General features: G+C 55.7%; 18 protein-coding genes. 13 read left to right on the forward strand and 5 right to left on the reverse strand.

The annotated features are described in order from the left end of the window. Positions 1-142 precede the first annotated feature (142 nt). The 11 genes from uvrA to ACYVJT_RS00920 all read left to right on the forward strand — a co-directional run bounded on the left by uvrA (position 143) and on the right by ACYVJT_RS00920 (position 13303). Positions 143-3100, forward strand: coding sequence for an excinuclease ABC subunit UvrA (gene uvrA / locus ACYVJT_RS00870; RefSeq protein WP_425579888.1), 2958 nt, complete (start codon positions 143-145; stop codon positions 3098-3100). 62 nt (positions 3101-3162) lie between these two features. After that, a complete protein-coding gene (locus ACYVJT_RS00875) occupies positions 3163-3843 on the forward strand; it encodes a lysophospholipid acyltransferase family protein (protein ID WP_343958981.1) in 681 nt (226 codons plus the stop codon). Between the two features lie 23 nt (positions 3844-3866). Continuing rightward, complete coding sequence (gene uvrC / locus ACYVJT_RS00880; protein ID WP_343958978.1) at positions 3867-5813, forward strand: excinuclease ABC subunit UvrC; 1947 nt, start codon at positions 3867-3869, stop codon at positions 5811-5813. After that, entirely contained in the window at positions 5810-6703 is an 894-nt protein-coding gene (gene rapZ, locus ACYVJT_RS00885) for an RNase adapter RapZ (RefSeq protein ID WP_343958976.1), read from the forward strand. Before uvrC ends, rapZ begins: the two co-directional genes overlap by 4 nt. Beyond that, the gene (locus ACYVJT_RS00890) at positions 6700-7755 is read left to right on the forward strand and encodes a gluconeogenesis factor YvcK family protein (protein WP_343958974.1); all 1056 of its coding nucleotides are present in this window, start codon (positions 6700-6702) and stop codon (positions 7753-7755) included. Before rapZ ends, ACYVJT_RS00890 begins: the two co-directional genes overlap by 4 nt. A 55-nt stretch (positions 7756-7810) precedes the next feature. After that, complete coding sequence (whiA, locus tag ACYVJT_RS00895) at positions 7811-8794, forward strand: DNA-binding protein WhiA (RefSeq protein WP_343958971.1); 984 nt, start codon at positions 7811-7813, stop codon at positions 8792-8794. A 171-nt stretch (positions 8795-8965) separates the two neighbouring features. After that, on the forward strand, positions 8966-9589 hold the full coding sequence (locus tag ACYVJT_RS00900; RefSeq protein WP_343958968.1) for a superoxide dismutase: 624 nt from the start codon (positions 8966-8968) through the stop codon (positions 9587-9589). 172 nt (positions 9590-9761) lie between these two features. After that, positions 9762-10985, forward strand: coding sequence for a phosphoglycerate kinase (locus ACYVJT_RS00905; RefSeq protein ID WP_343958966.1), 1224 nt, complete (start codon positions 9762-9764; stop codon positions 10983-10985). 44 nt (positions 10986-11029) lie between these two features. Next, complete coding sequence (tpiA, locus tag ACYVJT_RS00910; RefSeq protein ID WP_343958963.1) at positions 11030-11845, forward strand: triose-phosphate isomerase; 816 nt, start codon at positions 11030-11032, stop codon at positions 11843-11845. A 23-nt stretch (positions 11846-11868) separates the two neighbouring features. Continuing rightward, positions 11869-12117 carry a preprotein translocase subunit SecG gene (gene secG, locus ACYVJT_RS00915; protein WP_343958960.1) on the forward strand — a complete coding sequence of 83 codons (249 nt, stop codon included), beginning with the start codon at positions 11869-11871 and terminating at the stop codon, positions 12115-12117. A 493-nt stretch (positions 12118-12610) separates the two neighbouring features. Further along, on the forward strand, positions 12611-13303 hold the full coding sequence (locus tag ACYVJT_RS00920) for a transglycosylase family protein (protein ID WP_343958958.1): 693 nt from the start codon (positions 12611-12613) through the stop codon (positions 13301-13303). A gap of 100 nt (positions 13304-13403) precedes the next feature. Here ACYVJT_RS00920 and tal read toward each other — a convergent pair whose 3' ends face one another. After that, entirely contained in the window at positions 13404-14528 is a 1125-nt protein-coding gene (tal, locus tag ACYVJT_RS00925; RefSeq protein WP_343958956.1) for a transaldolase, read from the reverse strand. A 3-nt stretch (positions 14529-14531) separates the two neighbouring features. After that, positions 14532-16679, reverse strand: a complete 2148-nt coding sequence (gene tkt, locus ACYVJT_RS00930; protein WP_343958954.1) for a transketolase — start codon at positions 16677-16679, stop codon at positions 14532-14534. A gap of 204 nt (positions 16680-16883) precedes the next feature. Between tkt and ACYVJT_RS00935 the strand changes: the two genes are divergently transcribed. Beyond that, positions 16884-17873 (forward strand): heme o synthase, encoded by a 990-nt coding sequence (locus tag ACYVJT_RS00935; RefSeq protein WP_343958952.1) that lies wholly within the window; start codon positions 16884-16886, stop codon positions 17871-17873. Positions 17874-17875: 2 nt separating this feature from the next. After that, positions 17876-18406: a Cpe/LpqF family protein gene (locus ACYVJT_RS00940; RefSeq protein ID WP_343958950.1), complete on the forward strand. Its 531-nt coding sequence runs from the start codon at positions 17876-17878 to the stop codon at positions 18404-18406. A 118-nt stretch (positions 18407-18524) separates the two neighbouring features. Here the strand turns inward: ACYVJT_RS00940 and ACYVJT_RS00945 are convergent, their stop codons facing one another. From ACYVJT_RS00945 to ACYVJT_RS00955, 3 genes are read right to left on the reverse strand one after another with little or no spacing between them, the layout of a single operon-like run. Beyond that, complete coding sequence (locus ACYVJT_RS00945; RefSeq protein ID WP_343958948.1) at positions 18525-19544, reverse strand: COX15/CtaA family protein; 1020 nt, start codon at positions 19542-19544, stop codon at positions 18525-18527. A 60-nt stretch (positions 19545-19604) separates the two neighbouring features. Continuing rightward, on the reverse strand, positions 19605-20375 hold the full coding sequence (locus ACYVJT_RS00950) for an ABC transporter permease (protein ID WP_343958946.1): 771 nt from the start codon (positions 20373-20375) through the stop codon (positions 19605-19607). After that, positions 20362-21291: an ABC transporter ATP-binding protein gene (locus tag ACYVJT_RS00955; protein ID WP_343958944.1), complete on the reverse strand. Its 930-nt coding sequence runs from the start codon at positions 21289-21291 to the stop codon at positions 20362-20364. The genes ACYVJT_RS00950 and ACYVJT_RS00955 overlap by 14 nt, the downstream gene beginning before the upstream one ends. Between the last annotated feature and the right edge of the window lie 145 nt (positions 21292-21436).

Below are 21436 nucleotides of genomic sequence, written 5' to 3' on the forward strand. Positions count from 1 at the left end.
ATGGCTCAATGCTCGTTGGGATGCTTGGCTTTCGGCGAAGACTGTGACCTGTAGTATTACCAAAATCCGTGCTACCACCAGAATTGCTCTAGTCTGGAAGCCTAGTTTTCTATTGTCTTGAATGACTCGAGGGATTGAGTACTTGACCACCACACATAATGTTGACGGCGCTGCCCAAGCCGATGCCATAGAAGGCGACCACGAACCCGATCGGATCGTGGTTCAAGGGGCGCGTGAGCACAACCTCAAAAACGTAAACCTCAACATTCCGCGTGACTCGTTTGTGGTGTTTACCGGTCTGTCAGGGTCGGGAAAGTCATCGCTGGCATTCGACACCATCTTTGCCGAAGGCCAGCGACGCTACATCGAGTCGCTCTCGTCCTATGCCCGCATGTTTTTGGGGCGGGTCGATAAACCATCGGTGGACTTTATTGAAGGTCTTTCTCCGGCGGTTTCGATCGACCAGAAATCCACCTCAAAAAACCCGCGTTCGACCGTGGGGACGATCACCGAAATCCACGACTATATGCGGCTGCTGTGGGCCCGGATTGGTGTGCCGCACTGTCCAGAATGTGGGGAACCGGCCTCCCAACAGACGCCACAACAAATCGTCGATCAGCTGCTCGAGCTCGAAGAGCGCACTCGGTTTCAGGTCTTGGCTCCCGTGGTGCGCGGTCGTAAAGGCGAGTTTGTTGACCTCTTTTCTAACTTGTCTGCACAGGGTTTTTCGCGAGCCATTGTCGACGGTGAACAGATCCAGTTATCGGATCCACCAAAACTAACCAAGCAGATCAAGCACAATATCGCTGTGGTCGTGGACCGGTTGGTCATTCGCGACGGGATTCGGCAGCGGCTGACCGACTCGATCGAGACCTCCTTGGAATTGGCCGAGGGTGTCGTCGTCGTTGATTTTGTAGATATTGACGCCGAAATTAGCCCCGAGGTACGCAATACCGGGGAATTGGCAGCGGTGGACGAGGAAGGTCGGGCCAAATACCGGTCCTTTTCGGAGGCGTTGTCCTGTCCAAACGGGCACATCCTGAATATCGACGAGATTGAACCGCGCTCATTTTCCTTCAACAATCCCTTTGGCGCATGCTCAACCTGTACCGGCATCGGTTCCCAGCTCCAGGTGGACGAAGAGCTGATTATCCCGGATCCAGACCTCACCCTGGCCGAGGGAGCGATTGCGCCGTGGGACATTGGTAAACGAACCCGTGAATACTGGCAACGCCTGATCTCTGGACTGGGCGATGAAGTTGGGTTCGATATGGACACCCCCTTCCAGGACCTGTCGAAGGCAGCGAAGAAGGCCTTACTGCACGGCAAAGATTTCAAGGTCAAGGTCTCCTACCGGAACCGTTGGGGTCGTGAGCGTCGCTACACCACTGGTTTTGAAGGGGTCATGGACTATGTGAAACGCAAACACGAGGAAGCTGAAACAGATCAGGCACGTGATCGTTTCCAGTCCTATATGCGTGAGGTCGCGTGCCCGGCGTGTGGGGGAGCGCGCCTGAACCCGACGTCGCTGTCGGTCTTGGTGGGCGGACGCTCCATCGCTGAGGTGTCCCAGATGCCGATGGAGGATTCCATCGAATTCATGCGCAACCTCGAGCTGTCAAAGCGTGACGCTAAGATCGCCGATCAGGTACTCGTCGAAATTAATGCGCGCCTTAAATTCCTCCTGGACGTTGGCCTGGACTACCTCAATCTCGAGCGCCCTGCCGGCACGCTGTCGGGTGGTGAAGCTCAACGTATTCGCCTGGCCACCCAGATCGGTTCTGGGCTGGTGGGCGTGCTGTATGTGTTAGACGAACCATCCATCGGGTTGCATCAGCGAGATAATCGCCGACTGATCGAAACCCTGCTGCGCCTGAGGGATCTGGGCAATACCTTGATCGTGGTCGAACACGACGAAGAAACCATTGCTGAAGCCGATTGGATCGTCGATATCGGACCGGCAGCCGGCGAAAAGGGTGGTCACATTATCCACTCGGGTTCGGTACAAGGACTCCTAGACAACACCGACTCGCTGACCGGCGACTATTTGTCCGGACGTAAGGCCATCGCCATCCCGCCGACACGGCGACCGGTCGATACCGACCGCCAGATTGAAGTTGTTGGGGCACGCGAACACAACCTCCAAAACGTCTCCGCGAAATTCCCGCTGGGCGTGTTTACCGCGATCACCGGGGTCTCGGGATCCGGTAAATCCACGCTGGTCAATGAGATCCTCTATAAGGTCCTGGCCAATGAGCTCAACAATGCTCGACACGTGCCCGGGCGACACCGACGGGTAAATGGCGTTGACCAGCTCGATAAAGTCGTCCACGTGGATCAGTCACCCATCGGGCGGACGCCACGTTCAAATGCGGCCACCTACACAGGCGTCTTTGACCACATGCGGAACTTGTTCGCCGACACTCCGGAAGCCAAAGTACGCGGCTATAAGCCAGGCCGCTTCTCCTTTAACGTCAAAGGTGGACGCTGTGAAGCCTGCTCGGGTGACGGCACGTTGAAGATTGAGATGAACTTTTTGCCCGATGTGTTCGTACCGTGTGAAGTGTGCCATGGTGCCCGGTATAACCGTGAAACCCTAGAGGTCGAGTATAAGGGCAAGAACATCTCCGAGGTACTCAACATGCCCATCGATGAGGCCGCTGAGTTCTTTGCCCCCTATCAGCGCATCGCCCGCCACCTGAACACGCTTGTGGATGTGGGGTTGGGGTATGTGCGACTCGGACAGCCGGCGACCACACTGTCGGGCGGTGAAGCACAACGCGTCAAGCTCGCCACCGAGTTACAGCGTCGTGCAACCGGGAAGTCGGTATATGTGCTCGATGAACCCACCACGGGGCTGCACTTCGAAGATATTCGCAAGCTGCTCGTCGTGCTCAATCGACTCGTGGAAAAGGGCAACACAGTGATCATCATTGAACACAATCTGGACGTCATTAAGTCTGCCGACTGGATTATCGATTTGGGTCCAGAAGGCGGTTCGGGAGGCGGACAGATCGTTGCGACGGGCACACCAGAAGATGTGGCTCAAGTGACCGAGAGTCATACCGGCAGATTCTTAGCGGATGTACTACACCCGTAACGTTGTAGAATCAATGAGTCCACGAGCAAGAACACTGCCTGAATCAGGCAGGGAGGGAACCAATGGCAATCGGTGAAACTGGGATCGTGCGTACCGGCGTACGGACATTGATTCGTCTCGGGGCACGCCCGGAAACATCTGGTTTTGACAACATTCCAGCATCCGGTGGCTTTATTGTCGCAAGCAACCATCTGTCGTTCTTGGACTCGGTGATCATCCAGGCCTTACTGCCACGCCAAGTCCGCTTCTTTGCAAAGGCCGACTATTGGACACAAAAAGGGCTCAAGGGCAAGGTCATGCGCGGTTTTTTTGACTCGGTCGGATCCATCCCGGTCGAGCGCGGCGACCACTCAGCATCCGTCACCGCGCTCAAGCAGCTCGTGGACTTTATCGAAGCCGGCGACGGGGTGGGTATCTATCCGGAGGGCACGCGCTCCAGAGATGGCCGCCTATATCGCGGACGCACCGGAGTGGGATGGTTGGCGCTCACCACCGGCATACCCGTCATTCCGGTGGGACTCATCGGCACTGATAAGCTGCAACCTCCCGGAAAACGGATCGTCCTGCCCCGCAAGTTTGAGATCAGGGTGGGTGAACCCGTACAGGTCGAAAAACTTGGGCCCAAGCACGGGATGAAACTACGGCGCCAAACCACCGATGACATTATGGAAAGAATCGCCGAGCTCACTGAACAAGAACGCGTCGACGAATACAACAAGAGGCCAGACGAAACGGCCTCCTAAACACCTAAGGAGACCAGAACCCTTTGGCTGATCCCGCCTCCTACCGGCCAAAATCCTCAGACATCCCCACCGATCCGGGCGTCTATCGATTCAAAGATCCCCACGGCCGGATCATCTACGTGGGCAAAGCCAACAACCTGCGCTCACGTCTGGGCTCGTATTTCGTCAATGCCAACACCCTGCCGCCCAAGACCCGCACAATGGTCCATACTGCCGCAGCCGTGGAGTGGACGACCGTGGCCTCCGAACAGGAGGCCATCCAGTTGGAATACACTTGGATCAAAGAATTTACGCCGCGGTTCAACATTATGTACCGCGACGATAAAACGTATCCGTACCTTGCGGTCACCATGAACGAAAAGTACCCGCGGGTCATGGTCATGCGCGGAGATAAACGCAAAGGCGTCAAGTATTTTGGCCCATTCCACCCCGCAAAAGCCATCCGTGAGACGGTCGACCGGATGCTGCGCGTTTTCCCGATCCGCAGTTGCTCCGCCGGCGTCTTCCGTCGTGCCCAACTGGCAGACCGTCCATGTTTGATGGGCTACATCGACAAATGTGCCGCCCCCTGCGTCAACCGGATCTCTGAGGAAGACCACTACGCACTCGCCGAAGACTTTGTATCCTTCATGAACGGGGACGTGCGTCCTTACCTGCGTGAACTTGAACAGCACATGAGCCAGGCGGTCAGCGACCTCCGCTATGAAGATGCCGCTCGCTACCGTGACGATATTGAAGCCTTGAAGAAGGTCTTCGAACGCAACGCCGTGGTGTTGCCAGAAAATACCGAAGCCGACATCTTTGCCTTTGCCGAAGACGAGCTCGAGGCTGCATTCCAAGTGTTCCACGTGCGCGACGGCCGCATTCGTGGTCAACGTGGCTGGGTCGTCGAAAAAGTCGAAGATACCACCAAGCCACAGCTGATCGAACAATTGCTGTTGCAGGTCTATGGCGACATGGACGACACCGAACGGATTCCACACGAAGTCCTCGTCCCGGTGCTGCCCGAGAACTCGGAACAAGTCGAGCAATGGATGACCAAACGCCGTGGCGCCAAGATCGATTTACGCGTGCCCCAACGTGGCACCAAACGACAGCTATTGGGCACCGTGGAAGAAAATGCCGACGGCGCACTGCGCTTACACAAATCCCAGCGCTCCGGGGATATCACCGCGCGGTCAGCGGCACTGCGTGAACTGCAAGAAGCCCTCGAATTCGATCAACCACTGTTGCGGATCGAGGCCTATGATATTTCGCATGTTCAAGGCACCAACGTGGTCGGGTCCATGGTGGTATTCGAAGATGGCCTGCCCAAAAAGCGCGACTACCGAAAATTCAATGTCACCGGTGACGCAGCACGAGACGACACCGCGGCCATGGATGACGTGCTAACCCGCCGATTCAAAAACTTTCTGAGAGACCAAGCCGATGCACCAGTCGTGTTATCGGGTGCATTAGAAACCGATGAGGCCGATGCGGTCGATGACCCCAAGAAATTTTCCTACCCGCCGTCACTGGTGGTTGTAGATGGGGGACTGGCACAGGTCAACGCGGCACAGCAAGCACTTCTAGACTTAGGCATTGATGACATCCCCGTCGTAGGATTAGCGAAACGGCTCGAAGAGTTGTGGATCCCGGGTGATGATTTCCCCATGGTGCTCCCACGCAGTTCCCAAGGGCTCTACTTGCTGCAGCGACTCCGCGATGAATCGCACCGCTTCGCGATCCAGGCGCACCGTTCGAAACGGTCCAAATCGATGATCCAATCGGCTCTCGATGAAGTGCCGGGTCTAGGCGAAAAGCGACGTAAAGATTTGCTCAAACACTTTGGCTCACTGAAAAAAGTCCGGCAGGCATCCGTGGACGATCTTCAACAGATTTCGGGCATCGGGCCCAAACTCGCACAGACCATTTACGATACGCTGGCGGCCGAAGCTGGGGCGACAGAACAGGGTAAGCTACAGTCATGACCTCAGATCTGCAACCGGTCAAACCGGAGACCGCACAAGTCCTGATTATCACCGGCATGTCGGGGGCGGGACGGACAACAGCTGCACATTCGCTCGAAGACCTCGGGTGGTATGTCGTCGACAACCTGCCACCGCAACTGTTTTCCACGATGGCCCAGCTCATCGGCAAAAACCCAGAAACGGCACTGAAGTTGGCGCTCGTCGTCGATGTGCGTTCCAAAGAATTCTTTCAGTCGTTACAAGAGGCCATGGCCCAGTTGCGTACCGACGGAGCAGAACTGCGCGTGCTCTTCCTCGATGCTTCGGATGAAGCTCTGGTTCGCCGCTTCGAAACGCTACGACGTCCACACCCGCTCCAAGGTGACGGCTCCATTCTGGATGGCATCGCAGCCGAACGCGACCTGATGGTTAAGCTGCGTGATGAAGCCGAGATGATGCTCGACACCTCGGATTTCAACGTCCACGACCTCTCAACAGCGACCACTGAGCTGTTCACCGAAGACGGCCCCATCGTCATCCGGTTGAATATTCTTTCCTTTGGGTTCAAATACGGGGTTCCGCAAGATTCGAATTTTATGGCGGATGTTCGTTTCATCCCGAACCCGCACTGGGTACCAGGGCTACGCCACCACACTGGCCAACAGTCAGAGGTTTCTGACTATGTATTAGAGCAAAAAGGCGTTTCGTCTTTTGTCGAGAGTTATGTCCGCATGATGGAGCCCGTCATCGAAGGGTATCGTGCCGAAAATAAGCATTACGCCACGCTGGCTTTCGGCTGCACGGGTGGAAAACATCGCTCAGTCTCCATCACTGAAGAAATCGCCAAGCGTTTGGCAACATTCACCGGGGTGAAAGTTAAAGTCACTCACCGAGATATGGGGCGAGAATGAGTATGCACTTTACTGGCCAGCTGCCATTAGCGACGGCAAACCGTCCTGAACGTGCCACGATTGGTCACTATTCGCCGAATCTCAAGGTCACTGCACTCGGTGGTGGCCACGGACTCTATGCGACATTGTCTGCGCTACGACTGATCGCCGGCGAAATTACCGCGGTGGTGACTGTCGCCGACGATGGCGGATCCTCCGGCGTGATTCGTGGCGAAATGGACGTCATCCCGCCCGGTGATCTCCGCATGGCCCTGGCCGCGCTGTGTGATGATACTGATTGGGGCCGCACCTGGCGTGACACGATGCAGCACCGATTCAAGACTTCCAACGGTGACGGCGAACCTGGCACCCTGGATAACCATACGCTGGGCAACTTACTGATTGTTGCCCTTTGGGAACTCCTGGGAGACCCCGTTGATGGGCTCACCTGGGCCGGCGCACTCCTGGGTGCCCGCGGTGTTGTGTTGCCGATGTCCACGACACCCATGACGATTTCTGGAACCGTCTTGGGCGGCGACGAGACCGGCAAACTCACCCGCAGAACGGTCACCGGACAGGCCGCGCTAGCCGACCAGGCAGCCCACGGTCGCGTCAGCCACATCGAATTATCTCCACCCGAGGCACCAGCCACGCCGCAAGTGCTAGAAGCCCTTGAACTCACCGACTGGGTCATCCTCGGCCCGGGCTCCTGGTACACGTCAGTCCTGCCACACCTGCTCTTGAAAGAACAACGTGCCGCACTGGCCCAAACCACCGCCAAACGGTGCCTTGTCATGAACCTGCAGCCCTCAACGACCGAAACACAAGGTATGACTGCCGCAGAGCATCTGTCGGTGCTGCACTACTACGCTCCCGAATTTCGGATCGATGTGATCATCGCAGATCCCACCGTGGTCACATCAGAGCATGAAGAAGAATTTTGTGAGGCCGCCGAGAAACTCGGGGCAACCGTGGTGTTTAGTAAAGTAAAAGACGAACACCGCTCTACCGTCCATGATCCCTTGCGGCTTGCGGTGGCCTTCTCTGAGGCCTTCGATCACATCCCGTCCTAACCCAAGGAACATGTATTACTCGCGCAACGCGCGAAGAAAGAACAGTGAACACTCCATGGCACTTACCGCAACTGCGAAAGAAGAACTGGCACGCGTCTCGGTTACGCGACTGTCTGAACGCTTAGCAGAGGTTGTCGGTATCCTGCGCTTCGGCGGAGGACTCCAACTCCTCCCGGGTCGACTCATTATAGAAACCGAGCTCGACCACGAAGGTGCCGCACACAGACTACGCAATACCTTGCGCGATACATTTGGCACGGAATGCGACCTCATTACCCTGCAAGGTTCTGGCTCACGCCGCGGGTCGCGCTACGTGCTGCGCATCATGGAAGGTGGCGCCCAACTCGCACGAAAAACAGGCCTTATGGACCCACGCGGCCGTCCTGTGCGCGGCATGCCACCGGCCGTAGTCAATGGCAGTGTTGCCGATGCCGCGGCGTCTTGGCGAGGGGCATTTTTATCCCAGGGCATCCTAACCGAGCCTGGCCGCTCGGCTGCCCTCGAAGTTGTCGCTCCGGGCCCGGAGGCCGCACTGGCATTGGTCGGTGCCGCACGTCGCCTCGGTGTGACCGCAAAGGCCAGGGAAGTCCGTCAGGCCGACCGGGTCATTATTCGAGATGCCGATACCATCACGAAACTCCTCTCGGCTATGGGCGCAGAACAGACCGTGAAAACCTGGCAGCAACGTCACACCACCAAAGAAGTCCGCTCGTCGTCGAATCGTCTTGCGAACTTCGACGATGCAAATTTGCGGCGGTCAGCTCAGGCCGCGGTGGCTGCCAGTGCTCGAGTCAACAGAGCCTTGGAAATCCTGGCCGATGAGGTACCAGAGCACCTCGAGTACGCCGGTAAGCTACGTGTTGAACACCAGCACGCCTCTCTAGACAAACTCGGTCGGATGGCAGAACCGGCGATGACCAAGGACGCCATCGCCGGGCGAATCCGTCGCCTTTTAGCCATGGCCGACAAACGGGCGAAGGAATTAGATATCCCAAACACCCACGATGCAGTGCCTCACGAATTACGCGATAGCAACTAACGTCACACACTGTTTCCGAGGCGGTAAGCTCTCAAACCTTGACCACTACCCAGGGGGTAGAGCCTAAGATAGTGGTAGTGGTTCACAATCAGATGGAACCAATATTTTTGCTGATGATGAAGCTTCAGCATTTACACTCGGATCCCTATCCGAATCTATTAGGAGGAATACGTGGCTAAATATACGCTGCCAGAACTGCCCTACGATTATGGTGCACTCGAACCACATATTTCCGGTCGCATTATGGAGCTACACCACTCCAAGCACCACAATACGTATGTCAACGGCGCTAACACCGCACTTGAGCAGCTCGAAGCCGCTCGTGAAGCCGGTGACTTCTCCACCGTCAACCTGCTATCCAAGAACCTTCAGTTCAACCTGGGTGGCCACACCAACCACTCGATCTTCTGGAACAACCTGTCTCCAGACGGCGGTGACAAACCAACCGGTGAACTCGCAGCAGCCATTGATGAATACTTCGGCTCCTTCGATAACTTCCAGGCACAGTTCACTGCTGCCGCGCTAGGCATCCAGGGTTCCGGCTGGGCCATCCTGGCCTATGAACCAATCGGTGGCAACCTGGTCATCGAACAGTTCTACGACCAGCAAAACGGTGTGCCAGTAGCAACCATCCCACTGTTCATGCTGGACATGTGGGAGCACGCGTTCTACCTGGATTACCAGAACGTGAAACCAGATTATGTCAAAGCTATCTGGAACATCGTCAACTGGGCAGACGTCCAGAAACGATTCGAAGCAGCCCGCTCCGGCGCTTCCGGTCTTGTCACCCTGTAACAAGGCCATCTACCGCGTAAGACGGTAGAACAGTATTTCGCATCGAGGGATCTTTTGTCACACGACAAAAGATCCCTCGTGTTTTAAACTCAAAACTTCTGCGTAGATGGCTAAGATGTTAACGGCCGCGGCCGCGGTCGGACCATACACTCGAGACACAAAGAGAAAATTGATGACGGCCCAAACCCTTCGTGACCTTCTGCCATCTGCTTCCGGACGCACGGTTGTTGTTCGCTCTGATCTGAACGTTCCCCTTGATGACGGAAGGGTCACCGACGACGGACGCATTCGCGCTTCCTTACCCGTCATCAACGAGCTCGCCCAAGCAGGAGCAAAAGTCATTGTGCTGGCACACCTAGGGCGTCCTCAAGGCACAATGAACCCGGAATTCTCTTTGGCCCCTGTCGTTGAACGAATGCGTCAACTGACCGACCACCCCGTCATCCTCGCCGAGGATGTTGCCGGGCCAGCATCTCAACAGGCCGCTCAGCAGCTCGATTCCGGACACGTCCTGGTCATAGAAAATGTCCGCTTTGACGCGCGCGAAACGTCTCAGGACCACACCGAGCGTTCAGAACTTGCGCACGCCATCGCTTCACTCGCCGGTGATCAGGGCGCCTACGTGAACGACGCTTTCGGTGCGGTGCATCGCAAACATGCCTCCGTCTACGATATCGCCAGCTTCCTGCCGAGTTATCAGGGTCCACTGGTGGCCACTGAACTCAAAGTGCTGGACCAGCTCATCGTTGAACCGCAACGGCCCTACACCGTCGTACTGGGCGGTTCAAAGGTCTCCGACAAACTAGCCGTGATTGATAATCTGCTCGACCGTGCGGACACGCTACTCATTGGTGGCGGGATGGCCTATACGTTCTTGAAAGCTCAAGGACACAATGTAGCGTCATCCCTGCTCGAAGAAGACCAACTACCCGTCGTCAAAGAATATCTGCAACGTTCTGCAGCCGGGGCCGCGAACATCGTGGTGCCCATCGATACCTTTGTCGCTGATGCGTTTCATCAAGATGCTGACCATGCCGTGGTCAGCGTCGATGCTATGACCACCGGTCCCGGTGGCGCAGATGCGCTTGGCCTGGATATTGGCCCAGAAACCGCTAGGCTCTATGCACAGCAGATCGAGGCGTCCGCCACGGTCTTCTGGAATGGACCGATGGGTGTCTTTGAAATGGAAAACTTTGCCACCGGCACGAAGACGGTTGCCGAGGCACTGACAAGGGTCAATGGCTTATCTGTTGTCGGTGGTGGCGATTCTGCAGCTGCGGTACGGGCATTCGGTTTCTCCGATGAAGACTATGGCCATATCTCCACCGGTGGGGGAGCCTCGCTTGAATACCTCGAAGGCAAAGCCCTGCCGGGAATCGACGCCCTAACCAACTAATGCGATACCACTAAGTTATCGATTGAAGTACGACAGGAGTTTCATTGGCCTCAAAGACTGACGGTGTATATGACCGCACCCCACTGATTGCTGGCAATTGGAAGATGAACATGGATCATTTCCAGGCTGTGTCGCTGGTGCAAAAACTATCGTGGACCCTGGCCGATAATGATCATGATTTTGATAAGGTCCAGGTTGCAGTTTTTCCCCCGTTCACGGATCTGCGGAGTGTCCAAACGCTCATTATGGCGGACAAGCTTGAACTCACCTATGGTGGGCAGGATCTGTCACCACACGACACTGGAGCATTCACAGGCGATGTCTCGGGGGACTTCCTCAAGAAGTTGGGATGCGCCTATGTCCTCGTAGGCCACTCGGAGCGTCGTAGTGTCCACGCTGAAACAAACCAGATCGTCAACGCGAAATTGCAGGCTGCACTGCGCCATGGCCTGACACCGATTTTATGCGTTGGTGAGGGTCTTGAAACTCGCCAGGCGGGCCAACACGTAGAGTTCACGAAACAGCAGCTTCGTGAAGCGCTCGAAGGTATCAGTGCAGAACAGACTGCCCAGCTTGTCATTGCCTATGAGCCTGTCTGGGCGATTGGCACAGGAGAAGTCGCCGGGTCTGACGATGCACAAGAAATGAGCGCCGCGTTGCGGGACGAGATTGCAGAACGCTACGACACTGAAACCGCGAATAGCACTCGGGTGTTGTATGGTGGATCTGTCAAAGCAGACAATGTTGCTACGATCATGCGTGAACGCGATATTGATGGTGTCTTAGTCGGTGGGGCGAGCCTCGACGACGCAGAGTTTGCTAATATTGTCAGGTTCGAACACCACCTGTTAACAGACTAGTCGTAGAAGAATGGAACAAACCGTTGAATCTTGAACTTGTGCTCCAGATCATTTTGGTGATCGTGTCAGTTGCGATGGTCTTCGCTATCCTCCTGCATAAGGGCCGTGGCGGCGGTATGTCCGATATGTTCGGCGGTGGTGTCACTAGCGGCTTGAGCTCGTCAGGTGTCGCTGAACGCAACTTAAACAGACTTACCGTAACGCTCGCGGTCATGTGGGGCGGTATTATTCTCGTACTTGGACTGATGTCGCGCTTCTCAGGCGATTTCTAACCCGCCTTAAGCGCTTATTGGCCAGCAAGCCAACCCATCCGGTAGAGCATTTGCTCTACCGGATTTTTTCTGCCAAACTTTCAGCCACTTTGGTAGACAAGCCCGAGAAATCACGAATCGTGTACGGAGTGTTTCGCGCAGAAAAACAGCACGAAAATGGGCAAAATCCGGGCACAGAGGGCTTTTTGAGATGATTCACAGCCCATTAAAAGGTCGATTTTTCAAGCAATGTTATAAGCTTGTGACCTGGAGTTTTGATCTAGCCGAAAATTCGAAGTCAGTAAAACGTGACGACCCACACGCACCCATAGCTGTATAACGGTTTGATAACGAATCGAGAACGTGTATTGTGGCGAACTCAGGTCATTTTGCACCTGATGGCATGCGCCAAAAAATGAAAAGAAAATATGTCTCATAATATTTCACGCGATGCCGTGACCTGGACTAGATATCCCTATCGCAATTTTTTGCGAAGGAAAGGATTGACTTGAACGTGAAGCATGAACCACGCCACGCCGTAACCAAACCGTCACGCGGCAAGCTGGCTGCCAAATCTCTCGCTGCAGCAGCCGCCATCTCTCTACCGCTCTTCGGCTTTGCTGCTCCAGCAAACGCTGCACCAGATTCAACCTGGGATCAGCTCGCGGAATGTGAATCTGGCGGTGACTGGAGCATCAATACCGGCAACGGCTACGAGGGCGGTCTCCAGTTCCATCCACAAACCTGGCAAGCACACGGTGGCTCTGGCAGTGCATCTGACGCTAGCCGCGAGGAACAAATTGCGGTCGCTGAAAATGTACTTGATAGTCAGGGCTGGGGCGCTTGGCCATCCTGCTCACAGCAAATCGGCGCTTCCGGTTCTGCTGAGCCACAAGAGCAGCCAATGGAACAGCAGCAGGCACCAGAGCAACAACAGGCTCCTGTTGAAGAGCAGCAGGTAGAACAGCCCGCTGAACAACCAGCTGAGCAGCCCGTTGAAAAGCAGCAGCCAGTCGAGCAGCCAACTCAGACTGCACCGAAGGCAGCTGCCAGCGGTGAAACCTACACTGTTCAAAGCGGCGACACCCTCAACAAGATCGCAACTGAACAGGGCGTCGATGGTGGCTGGAGAGCTCTCTACGAGCTCAACACCGATCAGATTTCTGATCCAACACTGATCTTCCCTGGTCAGGAACTCGCACTCTAAAGTAGCAATTGCTTTAACGTAGTCGGTCGGGCCGCTGCATCTTTGATGCGGCGGCCCGACCGTTTAACGTTTGCCCACCATTTCAACATGGCGTCACAGACTAGTTGTGGGCGTTGAGCTGTTCTTGGATCTTCTCTAGCAGCTCATTCCAAGCATCCACAAACTTCTGCAATCCTTCAGTCTCGAGTGTCGCGACCACTTGGTTATAGTCGATACCGGCTCTGGCAAGATCATCCAGATGATCATCATCCATGGCGTAGTTATCCGGAATACGACTATCAGTGATTTCACCGTGGTCGGCAACGGCATTCAGGGTCTCTTCTGGCAAGGTGTTGACCGTATATTCTGCAACCAGTCCGTTGACGTAGCGAACATCCGAGTATTCCGGGTTCTTGGTGCCGGTCGATGCCCACAGCGGGCGCTGCAGGCGAGCTCCCGCTGATGCCAATAGTCGCCACCGTTCGGTGTCCTGGAACTGTTCGAAGATGCGGTACGCCAGCCGGGCATTGGCGATGCCAGCGCGACCGCGCAACTGCAATACCTGCTGGGACGGTAACTCCAACCGCTCCAGCTGTGCATCAATTTCAGTGTCTACGCGGGAGACAAAAAAGCTCGCGACGGAGTGGATCTTCGATAGGTCATGACCGTTACTCCGGGCGCCCTCAAGGCCAGTAAGCCAGGCGTTGACGACTTCACGGTAGCGGGAGAGCGAGAAGATGAGTGTGACGTTGACACTAACACCCTCCGCCAGGACTCGAGAGATGGCTGGTAGGCCTTCTCTGGTTCCCGGGATCTTGACCATCACATTCTCACGACCGACCTTCTGGGCTAGCTCGAGAGCCTGAGTCACGGTCGAGTCTGTGTCCCAGGCTAGACGGGGGTCGACCTCGATCGACACCCGACCGTCGTAGCCATTGGTCGCCGCATACACGGGTGCAAGTACGTCGCAGGCGGCCCGCACATCGTCGGTCGTCATTTCGACCACTGCCGTTTGAGCGTCAGCGCCGGCAGTAGCTAAATTTGCCAGCTGTGCAGTGTATGCGTCACCACTGGTGAGCGCTTTGCCGAAAATCGCTGGGTTGGTGGTGACGCCAGTAATCGTTTTGGTATCGATCAGATGCTGCAAGTCACCAGAGTTAATACGATCGCGAGACAGGTCGTCTAGCCACAGCGACACACCTGCGGTCTCGAGTGCTTGGGTGTATTGATTTTGGGTCACGGTCAATCCTTAGGCGTTGTAAAGGCTTTGGACTTTGGTCACGAGTGCTTCGGCCGTAATGCCAAATTTCGTGAACAGCGTCTGGTAGTCGGCGGACGCACCGAAGTGTTCCAACGACACGGAATGACCTTGACCGCTCGTGTATTTCTGCCACCCCTGTTCCACACCGGCTTCGATAGACACGGTGAGCACATCCTTGGGCAACACGTCGCTGCGGTAGGCCTCATCTTGGGCATCAAACCATTCCAATGACGGTGCTGACACGACGCGCGTGGCGATCCCTTGACCCTGAAGAGTTTGCCGGGCTGCGACCGCTAGCTGGACTTCGGAGCCCGTACCGATCAACACGACGTCGGGTGTCGTTTCTCCCGAGTCATTCGTCGCCTCGGCCAGGACGTAGGCGCCGCGAGCCACACCTTCAGCTGAACGAAATGCCTCTTGATCACGGTCAAAGATCGGCAGACCCTGACGAGACAGAATCATGCCGGTTGGGCGCTGACGTTGCGACAGGATCGTCTGCCACGCCACCGAGACTTCGTTGGCATCGGCCGGACGCACCACATCGAGATTCGGAATGGCACGCAAAGCAGCCAGATGTTCCACTGGTTGGTGCGTTGGACCGTCTTCGCCCAGACCGATCGAGTCGTGGGTCCATACAAAGATAGACGGCACACCCATGAGCGCCGCCAGCCGGACAGCAGGACGCATGTAGTCCGAGAAAATTAGGAACGTGCCGGCATAACCACGCGTCAGACCGCCAAGCGTGATGCCGTTGACGATCGATCCGGAGGCGTGTTCGCGAATCCCGAAGTGCAAAGTACGGCCATATGGGTGCCCCGACCACGACTGCGTTTGACGATCCACCGGCAAGAACGATGGTTCACCGGCCATAGTGGTGTTATTGGAACCTGCGAGGTCGGCCGAACCACCCCAGAGTTCTGGCATGACATCCGCCAGAGCACTGAGCACTTTTCCGGAAGCAGCACGCGTGGCCATGTTGCCATCGGTGGATTCAAAACGCGGAAACGCATCTGCAAAGTTTTCAGGCAGCCCACCGGCGACCAATCGGTCATAGAGTTTGGCACGTTCGGGGTTATGACTGCGCCAAGATTGGTAGGCCGCATCCCAAGTTTGACGATATTGTGCGGAACGTTCACCAACCGTGCGTGCATGGGCGAGGAGTTCGTCATCCATCACAAAGTGCTGTTCGGGATCAAAACCCAGCACTTCTTTGAGCCCGGAAAGTTCTTCGGTGCCAAGCTTCGCACCGTGGATGCCACCGGTGTTCTGCTTTTTCGGTGACGGCCAGCCGATGATAGTGCGCAGCGAAATGAGCGATGGCTTATCTGTTTCCTGTTTGGCATTGGCAATGGCCTCGTACAGGGCTTTGGTGTCTTCGACGTAGTCGCCAGTTTGCAGCCAGTCAATACGCTGCACGTGCCAACCATAGGCTTCATAGCGCTTATCGACATTCTCAGTGAAGGCAATATCGGTGTCGTCTTCGATGGAAATCTTGTTGTCGTCCCAGATCACAATCAGGTTACCCAGCTCTTGGGTGCCAGCAAGCGAGGACGCCTCGGCGGTCACGCCCTCTTGAAGGTCTCCGTCTGATGCGATCACGAACACATGGTGATCGAAGGGGGACGTGCCCGGCGCGGCTTCCGGGTCCATGAGACCGCGAATGCGCCGCTGGTCGTATGCAAAACCTACGGCCGACGCGAGCCCTTGTCCCAATGGGCCGGTGGTGATCTCGACGTGATCGGTGTCCCCATATTCCGGGTGCCCCGGGGTTTTGGACCCCCAAGTACGTAGGGCCTTCAGGTCTTCCATTTCAATGCCTGCACCGGCAGCAAACAACTGCAAGTACAACGTCAACGATGTATGGCCGGGGGAGAGCACGAACCGATCACGACCCTGCCAGTGCTGGTCTTTCGGGTCGAAGTGCATGACATTTTGGAACAGCTGCCAAGCCGCTGGCGACAGTGAGAAGGCCGTACCGGGGTGACCGGAACCCACTTTTTCGACTGCATCGGCAGCAAGGACCCGCAGGGTATCCACCGCGCGTTGATCTTGATCAGAGTAGACATACTCTCGGGCTGGAAGGTGGCGATTGAGGGCAGAAGTCGAATCTGATGGATGTGTAGCGGAGGGGACCACGAATTGCCTTCCTGACAGGTTGCGGTGTTCTGAAGTATTCACTGAGGTTGTTGCAAAAGCTCAGTCTAAGCTTACCGGGCAAAACCTTCTACGCGGCAAGATTTGCACGCAGGGCGGTATACACCAGCTACACTAGATGAGGGTGCCGACATGTCTCGGTAGCCAAAGGTTTACTTACTTGTTACATAGAGCACGAGAGTATTGATGTCAACATCGTTAGAGTCCGCCGCACAGGGCACATCGCCCAATACCGCTTCGGAACCGACTCGACATAAAATCGGGTTCCGTCGCAAGGCGAAAGCCTATGTTTCGCTGACGAAGCCCCGTGTCATGGAATTGCTGTTGGTGACCACGCTACCAACCATGATTCTGGCTGAGCGCGGGTGGCCTGACCTTTTGACAGTGTTTGCCACTATGATCGGTGGGGCTCTTGCCGCAGGTGCGTCGAGCTCGTTTAACTGCTACATCGATCGCGACATCGATCAGTATATGGAGCGGACGAAAAACCGCCCGCTCGTTACCGGTGAAGTCACCCCTCGTGAGGCCCTGATATTTTCTTGGGTTCTCGCTGTCGCCGCGATCAGTATTTTGGCACTTGGCACCAACTGGCTGGCAACGGCTTTCGGTATCGCCGCCATCTTCTTCTATGTGGTCATCTACTCGCTTATCCTCAAACGACGCACCCAGCAGAACATTATCTGGGGCGGACTGGCCGGCGCATTCCCTGTATTAATCGCATGGTCTGCTGTCCGTGGCACCGTGGAGTGGCCGGCAGTGGTGCTGTTCATCGTCATTTTCCTTTGGACGCCACCGCATTACTGGCCACTGTCATTGAAATACAAAGAGGACTACCAAGAAGTCGACGTGCCCATGCTGGGTGCGATTGCCACGTCGCGCCGTGTATCGTCCCAAGTTGTGCTCTACACCTGGGCTACCGTGATCTTCTCATTGCTGCTCATCCCGATGGGTTGGGCGGGCATCGTCTACACGGCAACCGCTGCAGTCTCGGGTGGTTGGTTCATCTATGAGGCACACATTTTATACCGCGATTCGCAACGTCCGGACTTTTCTGACAAAAAAGCGATGCGAGTATTCCATCTCTCCATTACCTACCTTACCCTGATCTTTGTCGCGCTAGCCGTGGATCCTTTTGTCGGTTCCCCGCTCATGGGTGATATGGTGACCGCACCATAACTATGCAACGACCACAACTACGCACCACAGTCCTGACCGCAGTCGCCGCAACCGCTCTTGCCTTCACAGGCTGCGTGGCTGACCCCGAAACTGCCGATGATTTACCGGATCGCGGTTCGGCACCGACCCACGTTGCTGAAGTGAACTTCCCTGATACGGAAGCAGCTCGTACATCGCAATGGGTGGTCGACGAAATCAACGCGACCCGATCCATGAATAAACAAGATTGGTATCCGAAAGTTGCTCCCGAGATGAGTGACGAGATTCCCGTTGATTCACTCGTGGGCACCCTCAATTCGGAGCTTCGGCCCTCACTTCCTTATGTCCCTTCCAACTATGAGGAACCCGAGGAAAATTACGGCATCACTCGGCTCACCCCGGATCTGACAGCGGGACCGATTGATCTGCACATTCAAATCGATGATACCGGCCGTATTACTGATTTGTGGTACGAGGAGCTTGAATCTGCCGACTCAGGCGAGACCGCCACTGATGACGAGGACGCTGAGACCAATGACGGATTAGGTTCCTAGGCTCCGCAAGCTTCACAACATATCAACAAAAGTGCTCCGCCCGCTCGAACCATGTTCGAGCGGGCGGAGCACTTTCATCTCACAACGAGAGACTTGGGTCAGTTACCAACTCTGCGGGTTAAGCGTTCGTGAGTTGCTCCGGTGCTGCATCGCCGGTTGGAAGCTCGGTTTCGGTTGGTCGAGTGGCATATTTGGAGTTGAACACATCTAAGACGATGGTCATCATCCACGCAACTAGCCCGGTTCCGAGCATATGCAGCAGGACGACTGCGATGGGCAAGCCGTTAAAGTGCTGATAGAAGCCGACCAGTGCTTGGAACACCAAGACCGCGGTGAAACCCCATACCGCGCGACGTTGACGCTGTGAGGTGTTGATGCGGTACATTACGACGAGCAATATCAGTGCCATCAACGTCATGAGATACACAGGAGCCGTGTGAAAACGGGTCACAATTAACGGGTCAAAGTCGTGGCGCGGTGCACTCGGGTCTCCACCGTGAGGTCCAGAACCGGTGACGATTGTCCCGAAGATCAACGTGAACCAGCCGGCAATGTACACGACCACGGCCGAAATGCTCGTAAGCTTCGTCGATGCACCGTCCTGAAGTTTCACCGCGGGCGTTCTGGTGATCCGAGCTCGACGTTCAGCACCAATCCGGTGGGCTAACAGAGCAGCAATCGACACCATGCCAGCTGACAGCAGGAAGTGCAGCATCACGATCCATGGGTTCAGATCCGTCCAGACGGTGATGCCACCAATGACAGCTTGTCCCGGGATGCCGAACAGCAGCACAATGGACATGATAACGAGATTGCGATGTGTCTTTCGCACCCGCCACAGGGCAAGTATGGTGAGTACCGCAATTGCCGCAAGTACGAAGGTCAACAGGCGGTTCCCAAACTCGATGGCACCGTTGATTCCCATTTCTGGAGTGGCGACATACGATTCTGGTGTACACCGTGGCCATTCAGAACAGCCCAACCCAGATGCGGTCAGTCGCACGGCCCCGCCGGTCACAATGATGCCGACCTGAGATATCACCGAGGCTATGCCGAGCACCATCGTCCATAAGGTGAAGGTACGCGGCATTAGAACATCCGACCACCGACGAGTTGTCTGGTCGCCTGAAGTTGTCATGAGAAGATTCCTCTTATTCGTTCCAGATGCCGTCCGGCATCTCTTGAAATGGCGATGCTGTTATCGCCACTTAAACCAGCGTATAGTGCCCAAGCTGAAGATCACTGCCCAAAGCACCAAGATGACAACGGCTCCGCCGTCGAAAGTTCCTGATATTAGCGCGGTTCTCAGTCCGTTTCCGAGTGCTGAGGAGGGTAAGTAGTCGAGAAGGAAGCTGCCCGTGAAATTTGCTAGGGGGAATACCACACCACCCACGGCGCCGAGCATGACCCACAGTAAGTTCGTCAGCGCCAAGGTTGCTTCGGGTCGAACGGTCCCGGCGATGAGTAACCCGAGTCCGGTGAACGTCAACGCACCCAGCACGATGAACACGATTGCAATACCCAAACCAGATACCGCGGGAGACCAGCCCATCAACAGTGCCGCGCCCCCGATGACCACTATTTGGGTGACTTGTACCATCAGCACAGCAAGCACCTTGCCCAGCAGAAGCCCGAATGGGCCCAGGGGAGTGGTAGCCAGATATTGCAGGACACCGTAACGCCGGTCAAAACCTGTTGCGATACCTTGTCCAGTGAGTCCTGAAGACAACACCGCGAGAGCCAAAACACCCGGGGTCGCGAAATCAATGGTTGCTGGCCCGCCCGCCTCGTCAAAAATTCCGGTGAAGTGCAATCCGCCTAACACCAGCAAGGGAAGAATGATCGAGACCAAAAGCTGTTCACCATTCGTCATGGTGATGCGTGTTTCGTAGCGGCCCTGCGCCATCACTTTAGAGAACAGCGACGAAGAGTGCGGTTTTTCGACCGGGGTCAGGTTAAGCTTCGTCATGTGCAGTCAACTCCCAAAACACGTCTTCCAAAGACTTACCGGACATGCCGAAATCGCAGGGCATCAGATCGTGTTGCACCCACCAAGACGTTAATGCATGCAAATCCGCCGGGGTTTCAATTCCGCTGACACGCCACGTATTGGGACGCGAAGCCCCCATCTCGTCAACGAGCGTCAAATGCTGCGGGAAATCGGCCCGCTGGCGATCGGTCAGTGGCGCAGAGAGTTTGAAGACAAACGGTGGCCGAAAGTCAGTTGCGGTAAGTTGCTCCACTGTCCCAGAGTTTTCGACGCGACCATCTCGTATCAAGACCACCTGATCGGCCAACCGCTGGGCGTCCTCTAGTAGGTGAGTGGTCAAGATGATGCATACTCCGGCGGCCTTGAGTTCCTCGATGAGGTCAAACACGATGGAACGCGATATCGGATCCAATCCAGCTGAGGGCTCATCAAGAAATACAACCCTCGGTCGGCCCACCAGTGCAGCTGCCAGCCCCAGACGTTGACGTTGCCCGCCAGATAATCGTCGTATTTGCCGGTCTTTAAAGTCGTGTATTTGTAAACGCTCCATGAGGTCCTCAACATCGGCTGGTTGTTCGTAGAGCCGCTGAAGGTGGAGTAACAAACGCTGACCGGTCACCGCCATCGGCAAACCGCCCCCTTGAAGCATGACGCCGACCTGACTGCGAAGGTCGGCACCTGCTCGGTAGGGGTCAACCCCTAACAGCTGAACCGTACCCGACGTGGCTTTATCAATGCCCTGTGCGATAGACAGCGTCGTCGTTTTCCCGGCCCCATTGGGACCTAACAACGCGGTGACTTCACCGGGCTCCGCATCAAAACTGATGCCTTTCAGGATATGAAACCGACCATGACGCGCCGCGACATCGCGATGAACATTCAATAATGACAGCATGAACTACAACTCAAAAGGCTCGGGCAAAATTGGGCATAGACACGGGCTATAGTCTAGCCACAGATCTAAAGTCTGAAGTTCATGTTCGCGAGTACGCAATGTTGGCCTTCAGCAAAACTGGGGGTTCAGTGAGTAGGAACATAGG

This window comes from Yaniella soli (assembly GCF_054782375.1).

What these genes read in the sequence shown, in the direction of transcription:
- ACYVJT_RS00875 (WP_343958981.1), top strand. Translation starts at nt 3,163, where the DNA reads ATGGCAATCGGTGAAACTGGGATCGTGCGTACCGGCGTACGGACATTG.
- rapZ (WP_343958976.1), top strand. Translation starts at nt 5,810, where the DNA reads ATGACCTCAGATCTGCAACCGGTCAAACCGGAGACCGCACAAGTCCTG.
- ACYVJT_RS00890 (WP_343958974.1), top strand. Translation starts at nt 6,700, where the DNA reads ATGAGTATGCACTTTACTGGCCAGCTGCCATTAGCGACGGCAAACCGT.
- whiA (WP_343958971.1), top strand. Translation starts at nt 7,811, where the DNA reads ATGGCACTTACCGCAACTGCGAAAGAAGAACTGGCACGCGTCTCGGTT.
- ACYVJT_RS00905 (WP_343958966.1), top strand. Translation starts at nt 9,762, where the DNA reads ATGACGGCCCAAACCCTTCGTGACCTTCTGCCATCTGCTTCCGGACGC.
- ACYVJT_RS00935 (WP_343958952.1), top strand. Translation starts at nt 16,884, where the DNA reads ATGTCAACATCGTTAGAGTCCGCCGCACAGGGCACATCGCCCAATACC.
- ACYVJT_RS00940 (WP_343958950.1), top strand. Translation starts at nt 17,876, where the DNA reads ATGCAACGACCACAACTACGCACCACAGTCCTGACCGCAGTCGCCGCA.
- ACYVJT_RS00945 (WP_343958948.1), bottom strand. Translation starts at nt 19,544, where the DNA reads ATGACAACTTCAGGCGACCAGACAACTCGTCGGTGGTCGGATGTTCTA.
- ACYVJT_RS00950 (WP_343958946.1), bottom strand. Translation starts at nt 20,375, where the DNA reads ATGACGAAGCTTAACCTGACCCCGGTCGAAAAACCGCACTCTTCGTCG.
- ACYVJT_RS00955 (WP_343958944.1), bottom strand. Translation starts at nt 21,291, where the DNA reads ATGCTGTCATTATTGAATGTTCATCGCGATGTCGCGGCGCGTCATGGT.